The organism is Tsukamurella strandjordii, from assembly GCF_039525985.1.
GTDB classification, from domain to species: Bacteria; Actinomycetota; Actinomycetes; order Mycobacteriales; family Mycobacteriaceae; genus Tsukamurella; species Tsukamurella strandjordii.
This window is the reverse complement of record NZ_BAAAII010000013.1, coordinates 78,873-103,150: the sequence shown is the minus strand read 5'-3', so window position 1 is coordinate 103,150 and position 24,278 is coordinate 78,873. Positions and strand designations below refer to the sequence as shown.

Below are 24,278 nucleotides of genomic sequence, written 5' to 3'. Positions count from 1 at the left end.
TGTGACCGAATCAGGACATGGCTAGGACGATGCCGGTGCCTGCCGCCGCGAGGATCGACCCGTGCATGCGACCTCTCCCCTCCCCTCCCGGATCGATGAGTACCCGGTGGTCCGCCGGCTGGGGGCGGGCGGCATGGGCGAGGTCTTCCTGGTCCGGCATCCGCGGCTGCCGCGAATGCAGGCGTTGAAGGTGCTGCGCACGGCCGCCGCACCGTCGAATCCGGCGTCGCTGGCGCGGTTCGAGCGTGAGGCCGACATCCTGGCGCGGCTCACCCACCCGAACATCGTGGAGGTCTACGACCGCGGTTGGTGGGACGGGCGGCCGTGGATCGCGATGGAGTACGTGGCGGGGACGTCGGTCGGGAATCTGCTGCGGCGCGGCCCGCTCCCTCCGGATGCGGCCCTCACTGTGCTGCGCGCGACCGCGGAGGCCCTCGATTACGCGTGGACGCAGCACCGGGTGGTGCACCGGGACGTGAAGCCCGACAACATCCTCGTGGTGGGAGACGGTCCCCGGATCGAGCGGGTGACGGTGGCCGATTTCGGCATCGCCAAAGCGGCCGATGCCCCCGCGAACATCACGGCCTTCGGGATGGCGCTGGGCACCACGGGCTACGCCGCGCCCGAGGTGCTCACGGGGCACCCGAGCGACGACCGCTCGGATCAGTACAGCCTCGCGGCCACGGCGTTCACCATGCTCACGGGCACAGCACCGTTCCGCGGCGAGCGCGCGGCAGTGCTCGACGCCCAGCTCACGGTTCCCGTCCCCGCGGCCACGCAGCGCAACGCCGCCTTGCCCGCGGCCGTCGACCAGGTGCTCGGCCGCGGCCTGAACGCCGATCCCCTGCGGCGATTCGGTTCGTCGCGCGAGTTCGTCGCGGCACTCGACCGCGCGCTCGACGCTGCGGCGGCGCCGACGGTGGCCGCTCCCGTTCCTGCGGTGACCGTTCCCTCGGGCACCGGAACCCGTCCGCAATCGCCGACTCCCCGCGCGGAACCCGCCCCGCTGCGCCCCGAACCCACCGGCGCGGCACCCACATTCGCCACGGCGCCGCGCCGACGCCATCGCGTGATGGTGGTGGTCGCGGCCGCCTTCATGCTCGCCGGCGCTGCGCTGGTGGGCACGGCGCACTCCGCCTCGGTGCGCAGTACGGGCGGTTCGGCTGTGCCCGCGGCGACGCCGGTGGCGACCCCCGGCTCCTCGGAGCTGGTCGGCGATGCGCCCGCTGATACCTCCGCCGATACGGCGACGATGCCCGACCTGCGCGGGCTGTCCTTCGCGGAGGCCGCGGAGGCCACCCGGACTCTCGGCCTCACACTCAGCGTGGTCGATCCCGCCGCCGAGGTCGTGACCACGCAGAACCCGGCACCCGGCGCCATGGTCCGCAGCGGCGACCGGGTCGTTGTCAACGAGTGATCCCCGCAACGGCTGATCCCCGCAACGGCTGCCCCGCAACGGCTGCCCCGCAACGGCGAAGGCCCCCGCCGGAGCGGGGGCCTTCGTGGTCGCGGTCGGCGACTAGTCGTTGCTGTAGAAGTAGCTCAGCAGTCGCAGGATCTCGACGTACAGCCACACCAGGGTGATGGTGAGACCGAACGCCACGCCCCATGCGGCCTTGGCCGGAGCGCCCGCGCGGATGAGCTGGTCGGCCTGGTCGAAGTCCAGCAGGAAGCTGAACGCCGCGATGCCGATCATCACCAGCGAGAAGATGATCGCCAGGGTGCTGCCGTCGCGCAGCGGGCCGGCACCACCGGAGAACAGGCCGATCACCAGGTTGCCGAGGGCGAGCACCATGGCGCCGATCAGCATGCCGAACATCATGCGGGTGAACCGCGGGGTCACGCGGATCGCGCCGGTCTTGTAGACCACCAGCATGCCGATGAACACGCCGAACGTGCCCAGGATGGCCTGCGAGAGGAAGGCGCCGGCGTTGATGCCGTCAGCGATCACCCAGTTGGCGAAGACGTACGAGATCGAGCCCACGAACAGGCCCTCGAACGCGGCGTACGAGAGCACGATGGCCGGGTTGTCCATCTTGCGGCCGAAGGTGCCGATGAGCACCAGCACGAGGCCGCCGATGGCACCGACGATGGTGAGCGGCGTGGCGAGGCCGGGGTTCGCACCCACGAGGAAGTACGCGGCGGCCGCGAAGACGATGAGCACGCCGAGGGTGGCGGCGGTCTTGGTGACCACATCGTCGACCGTCATGGTGCGACCACCGGTGGTGGTCTCGTACGGGGCCTGGGGCTGGCCGTACTGCATGCCCTGGGCCGCGCCGGCGGCACCCGCGGCACCCATGCCGAAGCCCGCCGCCTGGTTGTAGCCCTGCTGGTTGTAGCCCTGCGGGTACCCCTGCTGCGGTACGCCCGCCGGCTGCTGATTCCCGCGCGTCATTCCCCGCAGGATCGGATTGCTGCTTTCGCGCACCGTGCTGTCCTTTCGCTTGTCACGTGCACCTACGAACTGTTCAACGAACGCGCCCGCCCGGAGGTTCCCGATTCGGACACATCGCTTTACGAATAGCTTACCGTTCGGCGGACGATCACGCAGAGAGGATTCAGGCGGCTGGTCGGTCCAGCAAGTCGTACAGGCGTTGCCGCAGCTCAGCGGGCGGAAGCACCGACTCGATGGCACCGAGCGCTTCCTGATCGTCGCTGCGCATCACGCCGAGCAGTACGTGTGAGGCGCCGATGCTGCGGTCCTTGCGATGGGTCGCTTCGCGCAGAGCGAGTTGGAGCGACTTCTTCGAACCGGGCCCGAACGGGATGTTGCCGGTGGCGAAACGCTTGCGGATCGGCCGGAGGATGTCGAAGCCGAACTTGGTGGACACGGCGTCGGCGATCGCCGTGACATCGATGCCGACCTCCTTGAGCGCTTCCGCATCCTGATCGGTGATCACGCGCCCGACGCCGCTGGCGCGGATCGCCTCGGCGGTGAGGCCGATGTCGGCGAGCTCGCGCTTGAGTTCATCGTCGGCACCGTCGACCACCCCGAGCATGAGGTGAGTCGGGGTGATGCGGTCGGCGCCCGCCTCGCGGGCCTCTTCCTGCGCGAGCACCACGGAGATGCGGGCGCTCTTGGTGAATCGCTCGAACATGGCGTCCTACTTCCCGGCTTACTTGCCGTATTTCTTGTGCACCGCCTGGCGCGAGACCGCGAGGTGTTCGGCGATGTCCTGCCAGGACCAGCCGAGGCCCCTGGCATTGGCCACCTGAACAGCCTCGAGTTGGTCGGCCAGTTTGCGCAGTGCGACGACGGCTCGCAGACCCTGTGCAGGGTCCTCCGATGCCGCCGATCCGACGAGGGTGGGTGGTGAGCTCACACTCGTCAATCTACGTTGACATCGTCGGCGTGTCAACGTGCATTGACAGGTTCGACGGTGCGCCTCCCGCGCTAGGCTCGTCGGCGCGCCCCCATAGCCCAACTGGCAGAGGCAGCAGACTTAAAATCTGCGCAGTCCGGGTTCGAACCCCGGTGGGGGCACCAGACATTCACGTCTTCCGGTCGGACTCTCGTGCCCGCATCCGGTGAGGTTCCTCACCACCTGCGCGAGAGGCTTGCCACCGGCGGCCATTCGGGTAACCTCAGTGGCGTCGCAACAAGACATCCGGACGAGGCACACCGTACCCGGCCAGCGAAAAGACGGTGTGAACCTAGGAGGGTTCACATCATGGCTTGGATCGTTCTGATCATCTCCGGCATCCTCGAGGCCGTCTGGGCCACCGCGCTCGGCAAGTCCGAGGGCTTCTCCAAACTCACCCCGTCGGTGGTCTTCGGCGTGGCCCTGGTCGCCAGCATGGCCGGCCTCGCCTACGCGATGCGCGATCTGCCCACCGGCACCGCCTACGCCGTCTGGGTGGGCATCGGCGCCACCCTCACCGTGGTCTACGCGATGGTCACGGGCGAGGAGCCCGCAACGCTGATCAAGGTGCTGTGCATCGTCGCCATCGTCGGCGGAGTGGTGGGGCTCAAGCTCGCCCACTGACCGCCGCGCACGACGGTGCGGTCAGGCCGCGAGCGGTGCGAGACGCCCGGCCGGGTCCAGGATCTGCTCGACGGTGCCGTGGCGCCGCTCGGCGCGCAGGAGCGCGGTCTCCCACTGCTCCGGATCGGCCAGATCGGCGACGAGGGCGTAGACATCGCCCGAGAGCACCGAGACCACGTCGCGGAAGTTCTCGCCCACCGCGGTCACGCGGGTCCCTCGGCGCGACAGCTCGGCCACCAGATCCACGGTGCCCTTCGTACCGTCCAGCACCACGACGACGCTCTTGACGGAGACCTTCTCCATGTCCTGCTCCCTTCGCCGAAACGGGTTTCCCCGTCGGTTGTGAGATCACCGTAAGCGGCGAAACCCGCTGCGGCAGTGCCAGAACGCTGTGAGTGTGTCAACAGTTCGTTAACACCGAGCAACGGTTCGCGTTTTCCCAGCTCAGGACTGGAGAAGCCCCATCGCGGTGCCGTCCAGAATGTCGTGTTCGGACACCATGAGCTCGGTCACACCGACCGCCGCGAGGCGCTCGGCGAGGGCGATCACCACGAGCGCGCCGCCACCGATCACGTCCGCGCGACCGGGATGCATGGGGCCGAGCGCGAGCCGCTCCGCGGAGGTCATGCCCACCAGCGACCGGCACAACTCCGTCAGTCGATCGAGCGGCACCCGCGCGCCGTGGATCCGCTGCGGGTCGTACTCGGTGAGGCCCAAAGCGAGGGCCGCCAGGGTGGTGAACGTGCCGGCCACGCCGATCCAGGTGCGCACGCCGTCGAGCGGCACCGTGCGCACGGCCTCGTCGAGGGCCTCGTCGATCACGGTCCGGGCCGTGGCGACCTCGGCGGCGGTGGGCGGGTCGGAGGGCAGGGTCCGCTCGGTGATCCGGACGCAGCCGATGTTCGCCGAGAAGGCGCGGTCCACCACGCCGCCGGAGCCGACGACGAGCTCGGTGGAGCCGCCGCCGAGGTCCACCACGAGGACGGGGTCGCTCGCCGGAAGTCCTGCGGTGGCACCGAGATACGACAGTTCCGCCTCTTCGGTGCCGGGGATCACCTCGGCCTGTGCGCCGGGGGTGATCCGGCCCAGCGCGGCGGCGGTGAGGGCGAGGAAGGCGTCGCGGTTGGACACGTCGCGGGCGGCGGAGGTGGCCACCATCCGCACCGCGGTGGCGCCCAGCCGCAGTGCGGTATCGATGTAGTCGTCGAGCGCCACCCGGACGCGGTCGAGGGCGTCGTCGGCGAAGCGCCCGGTGGCGTCCACACCCTGTCCGAGCCGCACGATCCGCATCTCGCGGGTCAGCTCGACCAGCCCGCCGTCCTCCCGGCGCGCGACGTACAGGCGAATACTGTTGGTGCCGCAGTCGATCGCGGCCACCGTCGTCCCGACGGCAGCGCTCACTGCCCGCCCCAGGGGTAACGGGGCTCCGGCCAGTCCGCGGGGATGGCGGTGCCGCGCAGGCCCGCGGCGGCGGCCAGCGCCACCGCCTCGTCGCCCAGCCACACGGTGCCCGGGCCCTCGGCGAGCGCATAGGCGATCAGGACGTGCAGGCACTTGACCCGGTCGGGCATGCCGCCGCCGGTGAAGTCGGTTCCCAAGTCCTCCAGCGCGTTCCGGGAGGCGAGGTAATGCTCGTGGGCGGCGCGGTAGTTCGCCGCGACCTCGGGATCCGAGGCGAGCAGCGCCTCCATCTCCCGCATCACACCGGCGCTCTCCTGCCGGCTGGCCTCGGCGGTGAGCCGCGGATCGGTCAGGTAGTAGAGGGTGGGGAAGGGCGTCCCGTCGGGCAGCCGCGGCGCGGTCTTCACGACCGCCGGGTCACCGTCGGGCGTGCGGTAGGCCACGGCCAGCACACCGCGCGGAACGCGGCCGAGTTGCTCGGCGACCCGGTCGAGATCGGCCTGCGGGACGGCCGCTGCGTCGCCGGACATCAGTGCGGAACGGCGATCGTGCGCCACACGTTGGTGTACCAGGGATTCTGCTTCGACTGCTCCGCCTCGATCTGCTCGGGCGTGGGCGCCGGGGCGCCGGGGAACTGCACGCGGTAGGCGGTCTCCCCCGGCATCACGTACTGCAGCCGGATCCGGGCCTGCTGCTTGATGTACGCCGGATCGTCCTGCAGGCGCTTCTGCTCCTCCAGGCGGGCGATGTCGGCCAGCAGCTGGGAGTGCTCGGCCGCCACCTTGTCCTCACGGGCCTGTTCGGACAGGTACGTCCGCACGGGCACGGCGAGGGTCAGGACGAGGACGCACAGCACCACGAACAGCACGACGACGCGACCGGCGCTCCCCGATTCGGGGCGGTCGCCGCCCCCGGGGGAATTGCGCGCGGTCACCACGCGGGTCCTGCTCACGGTGCTGTGCTCCTTCGCTCTGTCGGTCTAGCTGGTGAACTCGAAGCGCGGGAACGCGGTGTCGCCGGCGTAGCGCGCGGCGTCGCCCAGCTCCTCCTCGATGCGCAGCAGCTGGTTGTACTTGGCGACGCGCTCGGAACGGGCGGGGGCGCCGGTCTTGATCTGGCCGCTGCCCACCGCGACCGCGAGGTCCGCGATGGTGGTGTCCTCGGTCTCGCCCGAACGGTGGCTCATCATGGTCTTGTAGCCGTTGTTGTGCGCGAGCGCGACGGCGTCCAGGGTCTCGGTGAGCGTGCCGATCTGGTTGACCTTCACCAGGAGCGCGTTGCCGGCGCCGCGCGCGATGCCGTCCTCGAGCCGCTCGGGGTTGGTGACGAACAGGTCGTCGCCCACCAGCTGGATCTTGTCGCCGATGGCGTCGGTGAGGTCGACCCAGCCGTCCCAGTCGTCCTCCGACAGCGGGTCCTCGATGGAGACCAGCGGGAATTCGGTGATCAGCTTGGCGTAGAACTCGCCCATCTCGGCGGCGCTGAGCACCTTGCCCTCGAACTTGTAGCCGCTGCCCGCGGTGTAGAACTCGGTGGCGGCCACGTCGAGCGCGAGCGCGACATCGGAGCCCAGCTTGAGGCCGGTCTTGCCGATGGCCTCGGAGATCAGCTCCAGCGCCTCGCGGGTGCCGGCGACGGACGGGGCGAAGCCGCCCTCATCGCCGAGGCCGGTGTTCAGGCCCTTGCTCTTGAGCACGGACTTGAGCGAGTGGTAGACCTCGGTGCCCCAGCGCAGCGACTCCTTGAAGGTCTCGGCGCCGATCGGGGCCACCATGAACTCCTGGACGTCCACGCCGCTGTCGGCGTGCGCGCCGCCGTTGAGGATGTTCATCATCGGGACGGGCAGGATGTGCGCGTTCGGGCCGCCCAGGTAGCGGAACAGTGGCAGCGCGGCCGATTCGGCGGCGGCCTTGGACGCGGCCAGCGACACACCCAGCAGGGCGTTGGCGCCGAGGCGGCTCTTGTCCGGGGTGCCGTCCAGGTCCAGCAGGGTCTGGTCGATGATGCGCTGCTCGTCGGCGGGGATGCCGATCACCTCGGGCGCGATCACTTCGAGCACGCCCTCGACGGCCTTGGTGACGCCCTTGCCGCCGTACCGCTCGCCACCGTCGCGCAGCTCCACGGCCTCGTGCTCACCGGTCGACGCACCCGACGGCACCGCGGCGCGGGCGAAGCTGCCGTCGGCGAGCACGATCTCGACCTCGACCGTGGGATTGCCACGGGAGTCGAGGATCTCTCGGGCGCCTACCTGGATGATTTCGGACACGGTCTCTCCTTATGCACTGGCCGAGCTCACGACAATCTCGCGGCTCAGCCTAATGCCCGGCCACAGCGAGGCGAAGCTCGGCGCGCGGTCGGGGCGAATCAGGCCGATCGGAATCGGGTGATCGCCGCCACGCCGGAGCTACTCTCCGGACATGACCGCGGTACCCGTCCTGGATCTGTCGCTGCTGGACTCCGACCCGGACGGCTTCGACGGACGGTTGCGCGCGGCCGCGCACGACGTGGGCTTCTTCTACCTCACGGGGCACGGGCTCGGACCGGAGCGGATCGCCGAGGTGCTCGCCGTGGCCCGCCGCTTCTTCGCGCTGCCGCAGGCGCAGAAGGACGCGATCGCGATGGTGAACTCGCCGCACTTCCGCGGCTACACCCGGCTCGGGGGCGAACTCACCCGGGGTGCCGTCGACTGGCGCGAGCAGATCGACCTCGGGCCGGAACGGCCGGCACCGTCGGGTCCGGGTCCCGATCACCGGAACCTGGTGGGGCCGAATCAGTGGCCGGCGGCTCTGCCGGAGCTGCGCGCGGTGATGGAGCGCTGGGACGCAGACCTCTCGCGCATCGCGCTCACCCTGCTGCGGGCCTGGGCCCGTTCCCTCGGCGCCGATCCGCACGTCTTCGACGCGGCCTTCGCCACCGAGCCTGCCACCTTGATCAAGGTGGTCCGCTACCCGGCCGGCACCGATACCGATCAGGGCGTGGGCGCGCACAAGGATTCCGGTGTCCTCACCCTGCTGCTGGTCGATCCGGATTCGGAGGGACTGCAGGTGCTGCCGCCGGGTACGCAGCAGTGGGTCGACGTTCCGCCGCTGCCGGGGGCGTTCATCGTCAACCTCGGCGAGATGCTGGAGGTGGGCACCGAGGGATACCTGCGCGCCACGCAGCACCGGGTGGTCAATCGCCGCGCCGGTGCGGACCGGATCTCGGTGCCGTACTTCTTCAATCCGTCGGTGCACGCGCGGATGCCGCGCCTGCCACTCCCGGCGGAACTGCGCAGCGGGGTCACCGTCGACCCCGAGAACCCGATCTTCGACACCTACGGACGCAACGCGTGGAAGAGCCGGTTGCGCGCGCACCCGGATGTGGCGGCACGGCACTATCCGAATCCCGCTCCTGCCGCCGCGCCGGAACCTATCGTGGGGGAATGACCGGCGCCGGCCCGCTCGTCCTCGTCTACAGCTCCCACGCGCAGCACCGCGCGGAGATCATCGCCGCGCTGGGCAGTCGCCCCTCTCCCGATCTGCCCCCGATCACCGTGATCGAGACCGCGACCGCGCCCACCGTGATCACCCGCCTCGACGAGGGCGGGATCGACCTGGCGATCCTCGACGGCGAGGCGGCACCCACCGGCGGCATCGGACTGGCGCGACAGCTCCGCGATGAGATCGAGCCCTGCCCGCCGCTCCTGGTGATCACGGCCCGCAAGGCGGACGGATGGCTCGCCACGTGGTCGCACGCCGACGCCTGGGTCTCGCATCCGCTGGATCCGTTCGCGTTGGCCGGCGCCGCCGCGGGGCTCCTCATGGCGGCCGCCGCCCGACACACCGCCGCCGAATTCCGCGAATAGAACCCGTACCCAGGCTTCGGACCTATAGTTGTGATGTAGCTCACAACCGAAGTCAGGGTGGCCTAACCGGTTCTCCCCTTCGGCTTTTCGCACACACAGCGGAGGGAGCAGGGCCGTGAATCCGTACGTGCCGATCCTGGTACTGGGGGCGATCGCGACGGCCTTCGCCGTGTTTTCAGTCGGAGTAGCGCGGTACGTGGGGCCCCGGCGCCGCAACCGGGCCAAGCTCGAGGCCTACGAGTGCGGCATCGATCCGTCGCCGCATCCCACGGGCGGCGGCCGCTTCCCGGTGAAGTTCTACCTCACGGCGATGCTCTTCATCATCTTCGACATCGAGATCGTCTTCCTCTATCCGTGGGCCGTGCACTTCGATGTGCTCGGCTTCTACGGGCTCCTCGCTATGGCCCTGTTCCTGGTGAACGTGTCCGTCGCCTATGCCTACGAATGGCGCCGAGGCGGTCTCGAATGGGATTAGAGGACAAGGTCCCCGGCGGCTTCCTGCTGTCGACTCTGGAGACGGTGGCGGGGTACGCACGGAAGGGTTCCCTGTGGCCGGCCACCTTCGGTCTGGCGTGCTGCGCCATCGAGATGATGGCCACCACCGGCCCGCGGTTCGACATCGCCCGGTTCGGCATGGAGGCCTTCCGCGCCTCGCCCCGGCAGGCCGACCTCATGATCGTCGCCGGACGGGTCAGCCAGAAGATGGCGCCGGTACTGCGACAGGTGTACGACCAGATGGCCGAGCCGAAATGGGTTCTGGCCATGGGGGTGTGCGCCAGCTCGGGCGGCATGTTCAACAACTACGCCATCGTGCAGGGAGTGGACCATGTGGTTCCCGTGGACATCTACCTCCCCGGCTGTCCGCCCCGCCCGGAGATGCTGCTCAACGCACTGATCGCGCTGCACGAGAAGGTGGCGCACACCCCCATGGGCAGCAACCGCGAGGAGGCCCGCCGCGCCGCCGAGGCCGCCGCCCTCGCCGCCACGCCCACCATCGAACTCCGGGGACTGTTGCGATGACCGACACTCCCGAAACACCCGACGGTGCGGTCGAACCCGCCGGTCCGGCACCGGATGTGGTGCGCACCCGAGAGGGCATGTTCGGCTCCAGCGGCACCGGCGACACCTCGGGGTACGGCCGCATCAGGCGTCCCGTCGCGATGCCCGGACCGGGCGCCGAGCCGCTCCCGGACGGGTACGACGGGGTGCTGGCCCGGCTGCGCGAGGCGCTCTCCGAGCACGAGGGTGCGCCGCCCTTCGCCGATGCGGTGGACGCGGTGGTGGTGGTGCACCGCGGCGAGGTCACGCTGCAAGTGCCGCGCGAGCACCTCGTGGCCGTCGCGCGGCTGCTGCGCGACGATCCGCAGCTGCGATTCGAGATGTGCCTGGGCACCTCGGGCGTGCACTTCCCCGAGGACCCGGGCGCCGAGCTGCGCGCGGTGACGCATCTGCAGTCCATCACCCACGGCCGGCGGCTACGGCTCGAAACCCGCTGCCCCGATGCCGATCCACACGTCCCGTCGCTGTTCGCCGTGTATCCCACCGTGGACTGGCACGAGCGGGAGACCTACGACTTCTTCGGGATCGTCTTCGACGGACACCCGTCACTCACCCGCATCGAGATGCCCGACGATTGGGACGGGCACCCGCAGCGCAAGGACTACCCGCTGGGCGGAATCGGCGTCGAATTCCTCGGGGCCCAGGTGGCGCCGCCCGAATCGCGGAGGTCGTACTCGTGACCGCCACGTACACCGCCATGGGCTCGGACTGGGACGACATCGCCGCCGAGGCGGCCGGCCACGAGCGGATCGTGGTGAACATGGGCCCGCAGCATCCGTCGACGCACGGCGTGCTGCGCCTGATCCTGGAACTCGACGGCGAGACGGTGACCGAGGCCCGGTGCGGGATCGGATTCCTGCACACCGGGATCGAGAAGAACCTGGAATTCCGCAATTGGACCCAGGGCACCACCTTCGTGACCCGGATGGACTACCTGGCACCCCTGTTCAACGAGACCGCCTACTGCCTGGCGGTGGAGAAGCTGCTGGGCGTCACCGACGAGATCCCCGAGCGGGCCTCGGTGATCCGGGTGCTCATGATGGAGTTGAACCGGGTCACCAGCCATCTGGTCGCGCTGGCCACGGGGGGCATGGAACTGGGCGCGGTCTCCCCCATGCTCAAGGGTTTCGAGATCCGCGAACAGATCCTCGACGTCTTCGAGACGATCACCGGCCTGCGGATGAATCACGCGTACATCCGGCCCGGCGGTGTGGCCGCCGACCTGCCCAACGATGCGGTGCCGCAGATCCGCGAGCTCCTGCGCACGCTGCCGCCGCAACTGGATGCGATGGCCTCGATGCTCACGGGCAATCCGATCTGGATGGCCCGCACCAAGGACGTCGGCTACCTCGATCTCACCGGTGCCGTGGCCCTGGGCATCACCGGTCCCGTGCTCCGCTCCACCGGCCTCCCCCACGACCTGCGCCGCAGCGAACCCTACTGCGGCTACGAGGACTACGAGTTCGACGTGATCACCGATACCGGCTGCGATTGCTACGGCCGGTACCTGATCCGGGTGCACGAGATGACGCAGTCACTGCGGATCGTGGAACAGTGCCTGGACCGCCTCGAACCCGGTCCGGTGATGATCGACGACGCCCGCATCGGCTGGCCCGCCGATCTCACCGTGGGCCCCGACGGGCTGGGCAATTCGCGCGCTCACATCGCGGAGATCATGGGCGAGTCGATGGAATCGCTGATCCACCACTTCAAGCTGGTCACCGAAGGATTCGCGGTCCCGGCCGGCCAGGTGGCGGCCTCGGTGGAATCGCCGCGCGGCGAGCTGCTGGTGCACGCGGTCAGCGACGGCGGCACCCGCCCGTACCGCGTGCACTTCCGCGATCCGTCGTTCACCAATCTCCAGGCGGTCGCCGCGATGTGCGAGGGCGGCATGATCTCGGACGTGATCGCGGCCGTCGCCAGCATCGATCCCGTGATGGGGGGTGTGGACCGATGAGCGAGCCCGTCTTCCTGGAGTTCGGTGCACGGCAGCACGAATCGGTGCAACTGTACCGGCCCGGCGCCCCCACCGAGTACCCCGCCGATGTCGCCGACCGGCTCGGCGCCGACGCGGCCGTCCTGATCGCGCGGTACCCCGAGCGCAGGTCGGCGCTGCTTCCGCTGCTGCACCTGGTGCAATCGGAGGACGGCTACATCACCCCCGCGGGGATCGAATTCTGCGCCCGCACCCTGGATCTCACGGCGGCCGATGTGGTGTCGGTGGCCACCTTCTACTCCATGTACCGGCGCGGCCCCACCGGCGAGTACCTGGTGGGCGTGTGCACCACCACGCTCTGCGCCGTGCTCGGCGGCGACGCGATCCTCTCCTCGCTGTGCGATCACCTCGGTATCGAACCCGGAGGGACCACCGCCGACGGCAAGGTCACCGTCGAGCGGATCGAATGCAACGCCGCCTGCGATTACGCGCCGGTGATCATGGTCAATTGGGAGTTCTTCGACGATCAGACCGTGGCGAGCGCCCGCGACCTCGTCGACGCCCTCCGGGCGGGCCCGGCACCGTCGCCCACCCGCGGCGCGCCGCTGCTTCCCTTCCGCGAGACCTCCCGCCTGCTGGCCGGATTCGACGACGACCGCCCCGGCGCGGTCTCCGCGTCAGGCGCCGGCGGCGCACCCACCCTGGAGGGCCTGCGGGCCGCGAAGGGGGCACCGTCGTGACCGCGCACCTGACCCCCGTGCTGTCCGCGCACTGGGGCGATCCCGAGCCCTGGACCCTGGACGCGTACCGTGCCGCGGGCGGCTACCGCGGTCTGGATCGCGCGCTGGCTATGGCGCCGGACGCGGTGATCGAGCTGGTCAAGGACGCCGGTCTGCGGGGCCGCGGCGGCGCGGGTTTCCCCACCGGGCTCAAGTGGAGCTTCATTCCGCAGCTGCGCGAGGGCGAGGACCCGAAGCCCGGTGCCGATAAACCGCACTACCTGGTGGTGAACGCCGACGAATCGGAGCCGGGCACCTGCAAGGACATGCCGCTGATGTTCGCCACCCCGCACACGCTGGTGGAGGGCGTGATCATCGCGTCGTACGCGATCCGCGCGCGGCACGCCTTCGTCTACGTCCGTGGCGAGGTGCTGGGGGTGCAGCGCCGGCTCCGGGCCGCGGTCGCGGAGGCCTATGCGGCGGGGTATCTCGGAGCGCCGCTGGGCGACGGTTTCTCGCTCGACCTCACGGTGCACGGCGGTGCGGGCGCGTACATCTGCGGTGAGGAGACCGCGCTGCTCGATTCGCTGGAGGGGCGCCGGGGCCAGCCCCGCCTCCGTCCGCCCTTCCCCGCCGTCGCGGGCCTCTACGCCTCGCCCACGTGCGTCAACAACGTCGAGTCCATCGCCAGTGTGCCGGCGATCCTGGCGAACGGCGCCGACTGGTTCCGCACCATGGGCACGGAGAAGTCACCCGGTTTCACGCTGTACTCGATCTCCGGGCACGTGGTGCGGCCCGGCCAGTACGAGGCGGCGCTCGGCGTCACGCTGCGCGAGATGCTGGAGCTCGCGGGCGGGGTGCGGCCGGGTCACGAGCTGAAGTTCTGGACGCCGGGCGGATCGTCGACCCCGCTGCTCACCGCGGAACACCTGGACGTGCCCCTGGACTACGAGGGCGTGGCCGGCGCGGGTTCGATGCTGGGCACCAAGGCGCTGCAGATCTTCGACGACACGGTGTGCGTAGTGCGAGCGGTACTGCGCTGGCTGGAGTTCTACGCCCACGAATCCTGCGGCAAGTGCACGCCGTGCCGCGAGGGCACGTACTGGCTGGTGCGGCTGCTGCGCCGGTTGGAGCGGGGCGAGGGCGAGCAGCAGGACCTGCAGACCCTCGCCGATGTGGCCGACGGTGTGCTGGGCAAGGCCTTCTGCGCCCTGGGCGACGGTGCCGCGAGCCCGATCCTGAGTTCGCTGCAGTACTTCCGCGAGGAGTACGAGCGGCACGTGACCGAGGGCGCGTGCCCCTTCGATCCGGCGGCGGCGATGCGCGAGGCACCGGTCTCGGGAGGTGCGCTGTGACGGTGAAGGCGAGCATCGACGGCATCGAGATCGAGGTCCCGCCCGGCACTCTGGTGATCCGCGCGGCTGAACAGTTGGGCATCGCGATCCCCCGGTTCTGCGATCACCCGCTGCTGGCGCCCGCGGGCGCGTGCCGCCAGTGCCTGGTCGATGTGGAGGGCCAGCGCAAGCCGCTCGCCTCGTGCACCACCACCGTGACGGACGGGATGGTGGTGCGCACGCAGGCCACCTCGGCGGCAGCGGCGGGTGCGCAGCGCAGCGTGATGGAGCTGCTGCTGGTCAACCATCCGCTGGACTGTCCGGTGTGCGACAAGGGCGGCGAGTGCCCGCTGCAGAACCAGGCGATGTCGGCCGGCCGTGCCGTCTCGCGTTTCCCCGCGGCGGATAAGCGCACCTACCCCAAACCGATTCCGATCTCCGCCGAGGTGCTGCTCGACCGCGAACGGTGCGTGCTGTGCGCGCGGTGCACCCGCTTCGCCGACGAGATCGCCGGAGACGATTTCATCGAGTTGCTCGATCGCGGCGCCTTGCAGCAGGTAGGCACGGCGGGCGATGAACCGCTGGACTCCTACTTCTCCGGGAACACGGTGCAGATCTGCCCGGTGGGCGCGCTCACCTCCACCGACTACCGGTTCCGGGCCCGGCCCTTCGATCTCACGTCCACGCCCTCGGCGTGCGAGCACTGCGCGAGCGGCTGTTCGCTGCGGGTGGACCACCGCCGCGGCGAGGTGCTGCGCCGCCTCGCGGGCGAGGACGCGGAGGTCAACGAGGAGTGGAACTGCGACAAGGGTCGCTGGGCGTTCGGCTACGCCACGATGCCCGACCGGATCACCACGCCGCTGGTCCGCGGGGCCGACGGTGCGCTCGCCCCGGCGTCCTGGCCCGAGGCGATCGCCGCCGCGGCCGCGGGACTGCGCGGGCGGACCGCGGCGGTCCTGGCCGGGGGCCGCGGCACCGTCGAGGACCTGTACGCCTACTCGGCCTTCGCGCGGGTGGCCCTGCGCACCAACGATGTCGACTTCCGGATCCGGGCGCACAGCGCGGAGGAGGCGGCGTTCCTGGGTTCCGGCGCCGCGGGCGGGGTCACCTACGCCGACCTGGAGTCGGCGCCGGTGGTGCTGCTCGCGGGCCTCGAACCGGAGGAGGAGTCACCGATCGTGCACCTGCGGCTGCGCAAGGCGGTCCGCTCCGGCAGCACGCGCGTGCTGTCCGTGGCCCCCTACGCCTCCCGCGGCCTGGATCGGCTCCGCGGCGAGCTGATCCCCTGCCGGCCGGGCGAGGAGGCGCGGGGCCTCGCCGGGCTCGCCGACCGGTTGCCCGACGGTGCCGTCATCCTCGTCGGCGAGCGGCTCGCGGAGGCACCGGGCGCGTTCTCGGCGGCAGTCGCGCTCGCCGCCACCACCGGGGCCCGCCTGGCGTGGATCCCCCGCCGCGCCGGCGAACCGGGCGCGGTGGCCGCGGGGGCCCTGCCGAATCTGCTTCCCGGCGGCCGCAGCATCGACGACCCCGCGCATCGCGCCGACCTCGAAAAGCTGTGGCGCACCGAGGTCCCGGCCACGCCCGGCCGCGACACCGGGGCGATCCTCGCCGCCGCCGAGGCGGGCGAGGTATCGGTACTCGTCTGCGGCGCCGTGGAGGTCTCCGACCTGCCCCGTCCCGAGGCCGCGCGCCGCGCCCTGGAGGCCGGTTTCGTGGTGAGCCTGGAGCAACGCGCGTCCGCCGTCACCGCCCGCGCCGACGTGGTGCTGCCGGTGGCGACGGTGGCGCAGCGTTCCGGCACCTTCCGCGATTGGGAGGGCCGCGATCGCCGGTTCGACGCCGCGCTCCCCGCCCCCGGCGCGCTGCCGGATGCTCGGGTGCTCGCGGTGCTGGCCGCCGCGTTGGGCGTCGATCTGGGGTTCACCGACGCCGACGGCGCCGCGGCCGCACTCGCCGCGCTCGGGAACGCGGACGCGTGGCGCACCGTCGAACCCGTTGCGCCCGTTCCGGTGCCGGAGCCCGGCCCCGGCGAGGCCCTGCTCGCCACCTGGCGGCAGCTGCTCGACCTGGGCCGCGGGCAGGACGGTGAGCCGAACCTCGCGGCCACGGCCCGGCCGCCCGTGGCGCGGTTGTCGGCCGGTACGGCGGCGGAGATCGGTGCCGCCGATTCCGTGACCGTGTCCACGGACCGCGGTGCGATCACGCTGCCGCTCGTCGTGACGGACATGCCCGACCGGGTGGTGTGGCTTCCGCGGAACTCGCCCGGCAGCACCGTGTGCGAGACCCTCGGCGCGGGTTGGGGCGCCGTGGTGCGGATCGAGGCGGCGCCATGAGCCTGCCCGCGATCGGACCCCACGAGACCGTGGACCTCTCGGCCTTCGGCCGGGACCCGCTGTGGCTGATCCTGCTCAAGGCCGTGGCGGTGTTCGCCTTCCTCGTCCTCACCGTGCTGTCCGCGATCCTCATCGAACGCAAGGTGATGGCGCGGATGCAGCATCGGTACGGACCGAACCGACTGGGGCCGTTCGGCATCCTGCAATCGCTGGCGGACGGCATCAAGCTCGCGCTCAAGGAGGGCATCACCCCGAACGGCGTCGACAAGCCGGTGTACCTGCTGGCACCGATCATCGCGACCATCCCCGCCTTCCTCGCCTTCGCGGTGATCCCCTTCGGCCCCGAGGTCTCGATCCTCGGCACCCGCACTCCCCTGCAGCTCACCGATCTCCCCGTGGCGGTGCTCTACATCCTGGCGGTCACCAGCATCGGGGTGTACGGCATCGTGCTGGCCGGCTGGTCGTCGGGATCGACCTACCCCCTGCTCGGCGGGTTGCGTTCCACCGCACAGGTGATCAGCTACGAGGTGGCGATGGGCCTGTCGTTCGCGGCGGTCTTCCTGTACGCGGGCACGATGGCCACCTCCGGCATCGTCGCCGCACAGGACGGCACCTGGTACATCTTCCTGCTGCTGCCCTCGTTCGCGGTGTACGTGATCTCCATGGTGGGCGAGACCAACCGCGCCCCCTTCGACCTGCCCGAGGCCGAGGGCGAGCTGGTGGGCGGCTTCCACACCGAGTACAGCTCGCTGAAGTTCGCCATGTTCATGCTCGCGGAGTACGTGAACATGACCACCGTCTCGGCGTTGGCCACAACGCTGTTCCTCGGCGGGTGGCACGCCCCGTGGCCGCTGAACCTGTGGGACGGCGCGAATTCCGGCTGGTGGCCGGTGGTGTGGTTCGTGGCGAAGGTGTGGGTGTTCCTGTTCGGGTTCATCTGGCTGCGCACCACGCTGCCCCGGCTGCGGTACGACCAGTTCATGCGGTTCGGCTGGCAGCTGTTGATCCCGAGCGCGCTGGTGTGGGTGCTGGTGGCCGGCGGGGTCCAGGCCTGGGCGCTGGAGGGCAACGACGTCACGGTGCTCGCCCCCGTGGTCTCGGTGGTCTTCACGCTCGGCGTGATCGGCGTGCTGGCGCTGCGCCACCGGCGGCAGCAGGAACCGCCCGGTCCACCTGATCCGCAGACCTATTCGCTGCCCTTCGACCCGATGGCGGGCGGCTTCCCGGTGCCCCCGCTGCCCGGCCAGTACCTGCCCGAGTCCGCGCATCCCGCACCGAAGTCCCAGGAGGTGTCCCATGGCTGATCCCCTCGGTCTCGGCGGTTTCGGTGTCACCCTGCGCACGATGCTCAGCAAACCGGTCACCGAGAGCTATCCGGAGCAGAAGGAGCCGACCGCCGAGCGCTATCACGGCCGGCACCAGCTCAACCGGTACGCGGACGGGCTGGAGAAGTGCATCGGCTGCGAGCTGTGCGCGTGGAGCTGTCCCGCGGATGCCATCTACGTGGAGGGCGCCGACAACACCGAGGAGGAGCGGTACTCCCCCGGCGAGCGGTACGGCCGGGTGTATCAGATCAACTACCTGCGGTGCATCGGCTGCGGGCTGTGCGTGGAGGCGTGCCCCACCCGCGCGCTGACGATGACCAACGAGTACGAGATGGCCGACGCTGACCGGGCCGAGCTGATCTACGACAAGGACCACCTGCTCGCCCCGCTGAACCCCGGCGAGGAGCCGCCGCCGCACGCCATGCGCCCGGGCACCTCCGCGGCCGACTACTACCGCGGCGAGGTGGACTCGTGACCGGAGAAGAGGTGGCCTTCTGGATCGTCGCGATCCCCGCGGTGCTGTTCGCCCTCGGCGTGGTGCTGGCGTCGAAGGCCGTGTACTCGGCGCTGTGCCTGGCGGCCACCATGATCCTGCTGGCCGTGGCGTACCTGGCGCAGGGGGCGATGTTCCTCGGCGTGGTCCAGGTGGTGGTGTACACCGGCGCCGTCATGATGCTGTTCCTGTTCGTGGTGATGCTGGTGGGCGTCGACTCGTCGGATTCGCTGGTCGAGACCCTGCGCGGGCATCGCGTTGCCGCCGCGATCGCGGGCACCGGATTCGGCCTGCTGCTGGTGACCCTCATCGCCCGTGCCACGCTGCCGATCCCGCGGCCCGTGAACGGCGTGCCGCCGCAGTACCCCCCGAACTCGGTGGAGGCGCTCGCGGACACCGTCTTCGTGCGGTACGTGTGGGCCTTCGAGCTGACGGCGGCGCTGCTCATCACGGCGACGCTCGGCGCGATGATCCTCGCCCACCGCGACAAGCTCTCCACCGCACTGTCCCAGCGCGAGCAGTCCATCCGCCGATTCCAGGACGGCCGCCGCGCGACCCCGCTGCCGAACCCCGGTGTGTACGCCCGCGGCAACGCCGTCGACCTCCCGGCCCTGCTGCCCGACGGCACGCCCGCGGCGGATTCGGTGAACCGCACGCTCACCCCGCGCGCGCCGGGGCAGCGACGCGAGCTCGCCGGCCGGCCGCGCACCCTCGACGACGATCCCGCCTCCCGCACGGAGGTGACGTCGTGAACCCGCACCTGTACCTGTATCTCGCGGCGTTGCTCTTCGCGATCGGCTCCGCCGGGGTCCTGCTGCGCCGCAACGCCATCGTGGTGTTCATGTGCGTCGAGCTGATGCTCAACGCCGCCAATCTCGCGCTGGTGACCGCCGGGCGCCTGCACGCCGTCCCGCAGGGCCAGGTGCTCGCCTTCTTCACGATGGTCGTCGCCGCGGCGGAGGTGGTGGTTGGCCTGGCCATCATCATCGCGATCTTCCGCGCCCGGAGGTCGGTGTCCGTCGACGAGCCGCACCTGCTGAGGCGGTGACCCGTGACGGCTTTGATAGCGGCACTGCCGCTGATCCCCCTCGCCGGAGCGGCGCTGCTACTGCTCGGCGGGCGCCGGACCGATGCCTGGGGACACCTGCTGGGCACGGCGGTCGCGGCGGCCTCGTTCGTGGTGTCGGCGGTGCTGTTCGCCGATCTGGTGTCCCGCGATGCGGCCGATCGCTCCGTGGGTACCGTTGTCTACCATTGGTTCTCGGGCGGCTCCCTCTCCGTTGACCTGGCCTTCCGGCTCGATCAGTTGTCGGTGTGCTTCGCCCTGCTGATCACCGGCGTGGGCACGCTGATCCACGTGTACTCCATCGGGTACATGGCCGACGACCCGGGGCGGCGGCGCTTCTTCGGCTATCTGAACCTGTTCCTCGGCGCCATGCTGGTGCTGGTGCTAGCTGACGATCTCGTGGTCCTCTACCTGGGATGGGAGGGCGTGGGGCTGGCCTCATACCTGCTGATCGGCTTCTGGCAGCAGAAGCCCTCCGCGGCCTCGGCGGCGCGGAAGGCCTTCGTGGTCAACCGCGTCGGCGACATGGGGCTGGCCCTGGCGGTCGCGGTGACGCTCGCGGCCTTCGGCACCACCTCCTTCGGCGGGTTCCTCCCCCGCGCCGGTGAGGCGGAGTCGAGCACTATCACCTGGCTCGGGCTCCTGCTGCTCCTGGCGGCGTGCGCGAAATCGGCGCAGGTCCCGTTGCAGAGCTGGCTGGGTGATGCGATGGAGGGCCCCACCCCGGTGTCCGCGCTGATCCACGCCGCCACCATGGTGACCGCCGGCGTGTACCTCATCGTGCGCACCGGCCCGGTCTTCGAGGCGGCGCCGATCGCGCAGGGCGCCGTGCTCGCCGTGGGCACCGTGACCCTGCTCTTCGGCGCCGTGATCGGCTGCGCCAAGGACGACATCAAGAAGGCCCTGGCGGCGTCGACGATGAGCCAGATCGGGTACATGGTGCTGGCCGCCGGCCTCGGCCCCGCCGGGTACGCGCTCGCGATCGCGCACCTGCTCGCCCACGGCTGCTTCAAGGCCGGGCTGTTCCTGGGCGCCGGGTCGGTGATGCACGGGATGAACGACGAGACCGATATGCGCCGCTACGGCGGGCTGCGCTCCGTCATGCCGATCACCGCCGTCACCTTCGGCCTGGGCTATCTGGCGATCATCGGGATTCCGCCGCTCTCGGGTTTCTACACCAAGGACGGCATCATCGAGGCCGCGCTGGGCCGGGGCGGCTTCTGGGGGATCGTGCTGGGCGGCACCGCGATCCTCGGCGCCGGGATCACCGGCTTCTACATGACCCGCGTCATGGTGCTCACCTTCTTCGGTGAGCGCCGGTGGCGCGAGGACGCGCACCCGCACGAATCGCCGCACGTGATGACGGCGCCGATGATCGTGCTCGCCGTCGGCAGCGTGGGCGCCGGCGCCGCGCTGATGGTGGGCGGCCGGATCACCGATTTCCTCGCGCCGGCGGTGGGGACCGCGCCGCCTGCGCACCACCTGCTCCCCGCCTGGGCGGTCACGGCGCTGGTACTGGGCGCCGTCGCGATCGGTGTCGCGGTGGCGGTCCGCGTGACGCGGACGGTGCCCGAGCAGGCACCGTCGGACGTCTCCCCGCTCACCCGCGCCGCGCGGCAGGACCTCTACGGCGATGCGCTCAACGAGGCCGTCTTCATGCGGCCCGGGCAGGCCGCGACGGCCGCGCTGGTGGCGGTGGAGAACAGGGCGCTCGACGGTGCGGTGGGCCTGGTTCCCGAGGGCGTGCGCGGGGCGTCGGGTGTGTTGCGGCGCTGGCAGACCGGGTACGCGCGCAGCTACGCGCTCACGATGCTGGCGGGGGCGGCGGTACTCATCGGCGCGGTGGCGGTGTGGATCTCATGAGCGCGCCCTGGCTGACCCTGCTGTGGGCGGTGCCCGCGGTGGGCGCCGTGGCGGCCGCGGCGGTCCCCCGGGCCGCGCGCTGGATCGGGTACGCGGCCGCGCTCGTCGCGCTCGGCGTCGCGGTGGGCCTGGCCGCCGCCTTCGACACCGGGGGCGGCTTCCAGTTCGCCGAATCGCACCGCTGGATACCGTCGTTCGGTGCGGGGTACCGGCTCGCGCTCGATGGGACCGGCCTCGTACTGGTGCTGCTGACCGCCGCGCTGGTCCCGATCCTGCTGCTCGCCGGACGGCGCGAGACCGCACCCGAGGGCAGCGGACGCCGGGCGGGCGCCTACGTCGCGCTGACGCTCGCGGTGGAGGCGGGCGTGCTGCTGAGCTTCGTCGCTACCGACGTGCTGCTGTTCTACCTGGTGTTCGAGGCCATGCTGATCCCGCTGTACTTCCTGATCGGCGGATACGGCGGCACCGGCAGCGAGCCCGGACGGCGATCGCGGGCCGCGGTGAAGTTCCTGCTCTACAACCTGGCGGGCGGCCTGATCATGCTGGCCGCGGTGGTCGGCCTGTACGCCACCACCGGCACCTTCGACCTGCGCGCGGCGGCCGGAAGCATCGAACCCGGTGCGGCGCAGAACCTCATGTTCCTCGGCTTCCTGTTCGCCTTCGCGGTGAAGGCGCCGCTGTGGCCCCTGCACACCTGGCTTCCCGGTGCCGCCGTGCAGACGACGCCGCCGACCGCGGTGCTGATGATGGCGGTGGTCGACAAGGTGGGCACCTTCGGGATGCTGCGCTACTGCCTCACGTTGTTCCCCGACGCCTCCGCGAAGTTCGCCCCGTGGATCGCCGCACTGGCGGTGATCGGCATCGTCTACGGCGCGGTGCTGGCCATCGGGCAGAGCGATGTGATGGCGCTGATCGCGTACACCTCGATCTCCCATTTCGGCTTCATCATCCTCGGGATCTTCGCCCGCACCGGCGATTCGCAGGCCGGTTCGGTGCTGTACATGGTGAACCACGGGGTCGCCACGGCCGCGCTCTTCCTGGTGGCCGGAGTCCTGGTGGCGCGCCGCGGAAGTCGCCGTATCGCCGACTTCGGCGGCGCCTGGGCGAAGGCCCCGAAGCTGGGGGCGATCTTCCTGATCGCCGGGCTCGCGACGCTGTCGCTTCCGGGGTTGGGGCCCTTCGTCTCCGAACTACTGGTGGTCGTCGGCACCTATCCGCGGTGGGCGGTGGCCGCGGTGGTCGCGGTGACCGCGCTCGTCCTGTCGGCGATGTACGTCCTGTGGACCTACCAGCGGATCTTCACCGGCCCCACACCGGTGTCGGTGGCGCGCACCGTCGACGACGCCCGCCCGGGCGAGCTCGCCGTCCTGGTCCCGCTCATCGTCGCCCTGTTCGCCCTCGGCCTGTTCCCCGGGCCGGTACTGGATGCGATCAATCCGTCCGTGGCCGCGACCAGTGAGGTCGTGCGATGAACCCGTCGATCGAGTACGCGCAGATCGCCCCGGCGCTGATCGTCTTCGGCGCCGCGATCATCGGCGTGCTGGTGGAGGCCTTCGCCCCCGCCGCGTCGCGCACCGTGGTGCACGGGCTGCTGAGCGGCACCGCGGTGGTCGCGGCCTTCGTCGCGGTGGTCGCCCTCGCGAACGACGATGCGCCGCCGCGCGCGGTGATCCTCGGATCGGTGGCGGCGGACGGGCTGTCGCTGGCCTTGCAGGGCCTGTTGCTGATCGCGGCACTGCCCGCGCTGGCGCTGATGGTGGCGCGGGGCAATCCGCTCACGCACACCGAGGGGGTGCCGCTGGCGATGTTCGCGCTCGGCGGCATGCTGGCCTTCGTCTCGGCGGAGGACTGGCTCACGCTGTTCGTGGCGCTCGAGGTGTTCTCGCTGCCGCTGTACCTGATGTGCGCACTGGCGCGGCGTCGCGATCTGCTGCCGCTGGAGGCGGCGCTGAAGTACTTCCTGTTGGGCGCGTTCAGCTCCGCGATCCTGTTGTTCGGTGTGGCGCTGCGGTTCGCCGCCACCGGTTCCACGGACATCGCCGCGGCGCCGCAGGACGAGGTGCTCGGTGCGGCCGGCGCCGCCCTGATCGGCGTGGGCCTGCTGTTCAAGGTGGGTGCCGTCCCGTTCCATTCGTGGGTGCCCGATGTCTATCAGGGCGCGCCCACGCCCGTGACGGCGTTCATGGCGTCGGCCACCAAGATCGCCGCGTTCGGCGTGCTGGTGCGGATCACCATGGTGGCCTTCGACGACGTCCCCTGGCGGCCGGTGGCCGCCGTGGTGGCCGTCGCGACCCTCGCGGTCGGCTCGATCGCGGCGGTGACCCAGTCGGACGTGAAGCGGATGCTGGCGTACTCGGCGATCGCGCACACGGGCTTCCTGTTGGTGGGCGTGTACGCGGGGACGGTCCGCGGGATGGGGGCGGTGTGCTTCTACCTGGCGGTCTACGCGCTGAGCACCGTCGGCGCGTTCGCGGTGGCGGGCGCGGTGCGCGAGGTCCAGCCCGACGGCCGGACTGTCGAGGTGAGCGAGTTGGACCGGTGGGCGGGTCTCGGGCGGCGCCGGCCCGCACTCGCCGGTGCCATGGCACTGTTCCTACTGGCCTTCGCCGGTATCCCGTTGACCAGCGGATTCGTCGGCAAGTTCGCGGTCTTCGCGGCAGCGGCGGAGCGTGGCGGGGTGTGGCTCGTGGTGGTCGGCGTGCTCGCGAGCGCGGTGGCGGCCGTGTTCTACCTTCGGGTGATCGTGACGATGTACTTCGCCCCCGACCACGAGTACACGCCCGAGGTGCCCGCCGCCGACACTCTCACCTGGTTCGCGATCGGCGTGGGCGCCGTCTCGGTGGTGATGCTGGGCGTGTACCCGCAGCCGCTGTTGGACCTGTTCGGCGATCTGTCGCTGTTGGGGCGGTGAGACGGTGT

At 70.7% G+C, this 24,278-nt stretch carries 26 protein-coding genes, 1 tRNA gene and 1 riboswitch; of the genes, 19 read left to right on the top strand and 8 right to left on the bottom strand.

Annotated features, from left to right (window positions below; translation table 11 throughout):
- The first annotated feature begins 61 nt into the window (after positions 1–61).
- The gene (locus ABD108_RS20625; RefSeq protein ID WP_343931270.1) at positions 62–1,417 is read left to right on the top strand and encodes a serine/threonine-protein kinase; all 1,356 of its coding nucleotides are present in this window, start codon (positions 62–64) and stop codon (positions 1,415–1,417) included.
- Between the two features lie 102 nt (positions 1,418–1,519).
- Here the strand turns inward: ABD108_RS20625 and ABD108_RS20620 are convergent, their stop codons facing one another.
- The 3 genes from ABD108_RS20620 to ABD108_RS20610 all read right to left on the bottom strand — a co-directional run bounded on the left by ABD108_RS20620 (position 1,520) and on the right by ABD108_RS20610 (position 3,323).
- Positions 1,520–2,428, bottom strand: a complete 909-nt coding sequence (locus ABD108_RS20620) for a Bax inhibitor-1/YccA family protein (RefSeq protein ID WP_220658168.1) — start codon at positions 2,426–2,428, stop codon at positions 1,520–1,522.
- Positions 2,429–2,558: 130 nt separating this feature from the next.
- Complete coding sequence (locus ABD108_RS20615; protein ID WP_220658167.1) at positions 2,559–3,098, bottom strand: Clp protease N-terminal domain-containing protein; 540 nt, start codon at positions 3,096–3,098, stop codon at positions 2,559–2,561.
- 18 nt (positions 3,099–3,116) lie between these two features.
- Positions 3,117–3,323 carry an RNA polymerase subunit sigma-70 gene (locus ABD108_RS20610; RefSeq protein WP_220658166.1) on the bottom strand — a complete coding sequence of 69 codons (207 nt, stop codon included), beginning with the start codon at positions 3,321–3,323 and terminating at the stop codon, positions 3,117–3,119.
- An 87-nt stretch (positions 3,324–3,410) separates the two neighbouring features.
- Here ABD108_RS20610 and ABD108_RS20605 point away from each other — a divergent pair.
- Together ABD108_RS20605 and ABD108_RS20600 are read left to right on the top strand one after the other, a co-directional pair.
- Positions 3,411–3,487: transfer RNA gene (locus ABD108_RS20605), tRNA-Leu, on the top strand.
- Between the two features lie 101 nt (positions 3,488–3,588).
- Positions 3,589–3,653: riboswitch (guanidine-III (ykkC-III) riboswitch) on the top strand.
- A gap of 18 nt (positions 3,654–3,671) precedes the next feature.
- Positions 3,672–3,986, top strand: a complete 315-nt coding sequence (locus tag ABD108_RS20600) for a DMT family transporter (RefSeq protein WP_305112836.1) — start codon at positions 3,672–3,674, stop codon at positions 3,984–3,986.
- A 21-nt stretch (positions 3,987–4,007) separates the two neighbouring features.
- Here the strand turns inward: ABD108_RS20600 and ABD108_RS20595 are convergent, their stop codons facing one another.
- The 5 genes from ABD108_RS20595 to eno form a co-directional block, all read right to left on the bottom strand.
- Positions 4,008–4,289 (bottom strand): SDR family oxidoreductase, encoded by a 282-nt coding sequence (locus ABD108_RS20595; protein ID WP_220658164.1) that lies wholly within the window; start codon positions 4,287–4,289, stop codon positions 4,008–4,010.
- Between the two features lie 141 nt (positions 4,290–4,430).
- The gene (locus ABD108_RS20590; protein ID WP_343931269.1) at positions 4,431–5,387 is read right to left on the bottom strand and encodes a Ppx/GppA phosphatase family protein; all 957 of its coding nucleotides are present in this window, start codon (positions 5,385–5,387) and stop codon (positions 4,431–4,433) included.
- Complete coding sequence (locus ABD108_RS20585; RefSeq protein WP_220658162.1) at positions 5,384–5,917, bottom strand: DUF501 domain-containing protein; 534 nt, start codon at positions 5,915–5,917, stop codon at positions 5,384–5,386. Before ABD108_RS20585 ends, ABD108_RS20590 begins: the two co-directional genes overlap by 4 nt.
- The gene (locus tag ABD108_RS20580; protein WP_305112839.1) at positions 5,917–6,339 is read right to left on the bottom strand and encodes an FtsB family cell division protein; all 423 of its coding nucleotides are present in this window, start codon (positions 6,337–6,339) and stop codon (positions 5,917–5,919) included. Before ABD108_RS20580 ends, ABD108_RS20585 begins: the two co-directional genes overlap by 1 nt.
- Before the next feature lie 27 nt (positions 6,340–6,366).
- Positions 6,367–7,653 carry a phosphopyruvate hydratase gene (eno, locus tag ABD108_RS20575; protein ID WP_220658160.1) on the bottom strand — a complete coding sequence of 429 codons (1,287 nt, stop codon included), beginning with the start codon at positions 7,651–7,653 and terminating at the stop codon, positions 6,367–6,369.
- A 151-nt stretch (positions 7,654–7,804) separates the two neighbouring features.
- On the opposite strand from eno, the gene ABD108_RS20570 reads away from it, so the two are divergent.
- The 16 genes from ABD108_RS20570 to nuoN all read left to right on the top strand — a co-directional run bounded on the left by ABD108_RS20570 (position 7,805) and on the right by nuoN (position 24,270).
- On the top strand, positions 7,805–8,812 hold the full coding sequence (locus ABD108_RS20570) for an isopenicillin N synthase family dioxygenase (protein WP_343931267.1): 1,008 nt from the start codon (positions 7,805–7,807) through the stop codon (positions 8,810–8,812).
- Entirely contained in the window at positions 8,809–9,231 is a 423-nt protein-coding gene (locus ABD108_RS20565) for a hypothetical protein (RefSeq protein WP_343931266.1), read from the top strand. The genes ABD108_RS20570 and ABD108_RS20565 overlap by 4 nt, the downstream gene beginning before the upstream one ends.
- A 115-nt stretch (positions 9,232–9,346) precedes the next feature.
- Positions 9,347–9,706: an NADH-quinone oxidoreductase subunit A gene (locus tag ABD108_RS20560; RefSeq protein WP_220658157.1), complete on the top strand. Its 360-nt coding sequence runs from the start codon at positions 9,347–9,349 to the stop codon at positions 9,704–9,706.
- A complete protein-coding gene (locus ABD108_RS20555; protein ID WP_220658156.1) occupies positions 9,697–10,251 on the top strand; it encodes a NuoB/complex I 20 kDa subunit family protein in 555 nt (184 codons plus the stop codon). Before ABD108_RS20560 ends, ABD108_RS20555 begins: the two co-directional genes overlap by 10 nt.
- Positions 10,248–10,970: an NADH-quinone oxidoreductase subunit C gene (locus ABD108_RS20550; RefSeq protein WP_343931265.1), complete on the top strand. Its 723-nt coding sequence runs from the start codon at positions 10,248–10,250 to the stop codon at positions 10,968–10,970. The genes ABD108_RS20555 and ABD108_RS20550 overlap by 4 nt, the downstream gene beginning before the upstream one ends.
- 17 nt (positions 10,971–10,987) lie before the next feature.
- Positions 10,988–12,247 (top strand): NADH-quinone oxidoreductase subunit D, encoded by a 1,260-nt coding sequence (locus ABD108_RS20545; RefSeq protein ID WP_343931286.1) that lies wholly within the window; start codon positions 10,988–10,990, stop codon positions 12,245–12,247.
- Entirely contained in the window at positions 12,244–12,966 is a 723-nt protein-coding gene (gene nuoE / locus ABD108_RS20540; protein WP_343931264.1) for an NADH-quinone oxidoreductase subunit NuoE, read from the top strand. The genes ABD108_RS20545 and nuoE overlap by 4 nt, the downstream gene beginning before the upstream one ends.
- Positions 12,963–14,300 carry an NADH-quinone oxidoreductase subunit NuoF gene (gene nuoF / locus ABD108_RS20535; protein ID WP_343931263.1) on the top strand — a complete coding sequence of 446 codons (1,338 nt, stop codon included), beginning with the start codon at positions 12,963–12,965 and terminating at the stop codon, positions 14,298–14,300. The genes nuoE and nuoF overlap by 4 nt, the downstream gene beginning before the upstream one ends.
- A gap of 2 nt (positions 14,301–14,302) precedes the next feature.
- A complete protein-coding gene (locus ABD108_RS20530) occupies positions 14,303–16,612 on the top strand; it encodes an NADH-quinone oxidoreductase subunit G (protein WP_343931285.1) in 2,310 nt (769 codons plus the stop codon).
- A complete protein-coding gene (gene nuoH, locus ABD108_RS20525; RefSeq protein ID WP_220658153.1) occupies positions 16,609–17,916 on the top strand; it encodes an NADH-quinone oxidoreductase subunit NuoH in 1,308 nt (435 codons plus the stop codon). The genes ABD108_RS20530 and nuoH overlap by 4 nt, the downstream gene beginning before the upstream one ends.
- Complete coding sequence (nuoI, locus tag ABD108_RS20520; RefSeq protein WP_343931262.1) at positions 17,909–18,412, top strand: NADH-quinone oxidoreductase subunit NuoI; 504 nt, start codon at positions 17,909–17,911, stop codon at positions 18,410–18,412. Before nuoH ends, nuoI begins: the two co-directional genes overlap by 8 nt.
- Complete coding sequence (locus ABD108_RS20515) at positions 18,409–19,182, top strand: NADH-quinone oxidoreductase subunit J (protein ID WP_305112845.1); 774 nt, start codon at positions 18,409–18,411, stop codon at positions 19,180–19,182. The genes nuoI and ABD108_RS20515 overlap by 4 nt, the downstream gene beginning before the upstream one ends.
- Positions 19,179–19,478, top strand: coding sequence for an NADH-quinone oxidoreductase subunit NuoK (gene nuoK, locus ABD108_RS20510; protein ID WP_220658150.1), 300 nt, complete (start codon positions 19,179–19,181; stop codon positions 19,476–19,478). Before ABD108_RS20515 ends, nuoK begins: the two co-directional genes overlap by 4 nt.
- Positions 19,479–19,481: 3 nt before the next feature.
- A complete protein-coding gene (gene nuoL, locus ABD108_RS20505; protein ID WP_343931261.1) occupies positions 19,482–21,359 on the top strand; it encodes an NADH-quinone oxidoreductase subunit L in 1,878 nt (625 codons plus the stop codon).
- The gene (locus ABD108_RS20500; protein ID WP_343931260.1) at positions 21,356–22,831 is read left to right on the top strand and encodes an NADH-quinone oxidoreductase subunit M; all 1,476 of its coding nucleotides are present in this window, start codon (positions 21,356–21,358) and stop codon (positions 22,829–22,831) included. The genes nuoL and ABD108_RS20500 overlap by 4 nt, the downstream gene beginning before the upstream one ends.
- Positions 22,828–24,270 carry an NADH-quinone oxidoreductase subunit NuoN gene (nuoN, locus tag ABD108_RS20495; RefSeq protein WP_343931259.1) on the top strand — a complete coding sequence of 481 codons (1,443 nt, stop codon included), beginning with the start codon at positions 22,828–22,830 and terminating at the stop codon, positions 24,268–24,270. Before ABD108_RS20500 ends, nuoN begins: the two co-directional genes overlap by 4 nt.
- The last annotated feature ends 8 nt before the right edge of the window (positions 24,271–24,278 follow it).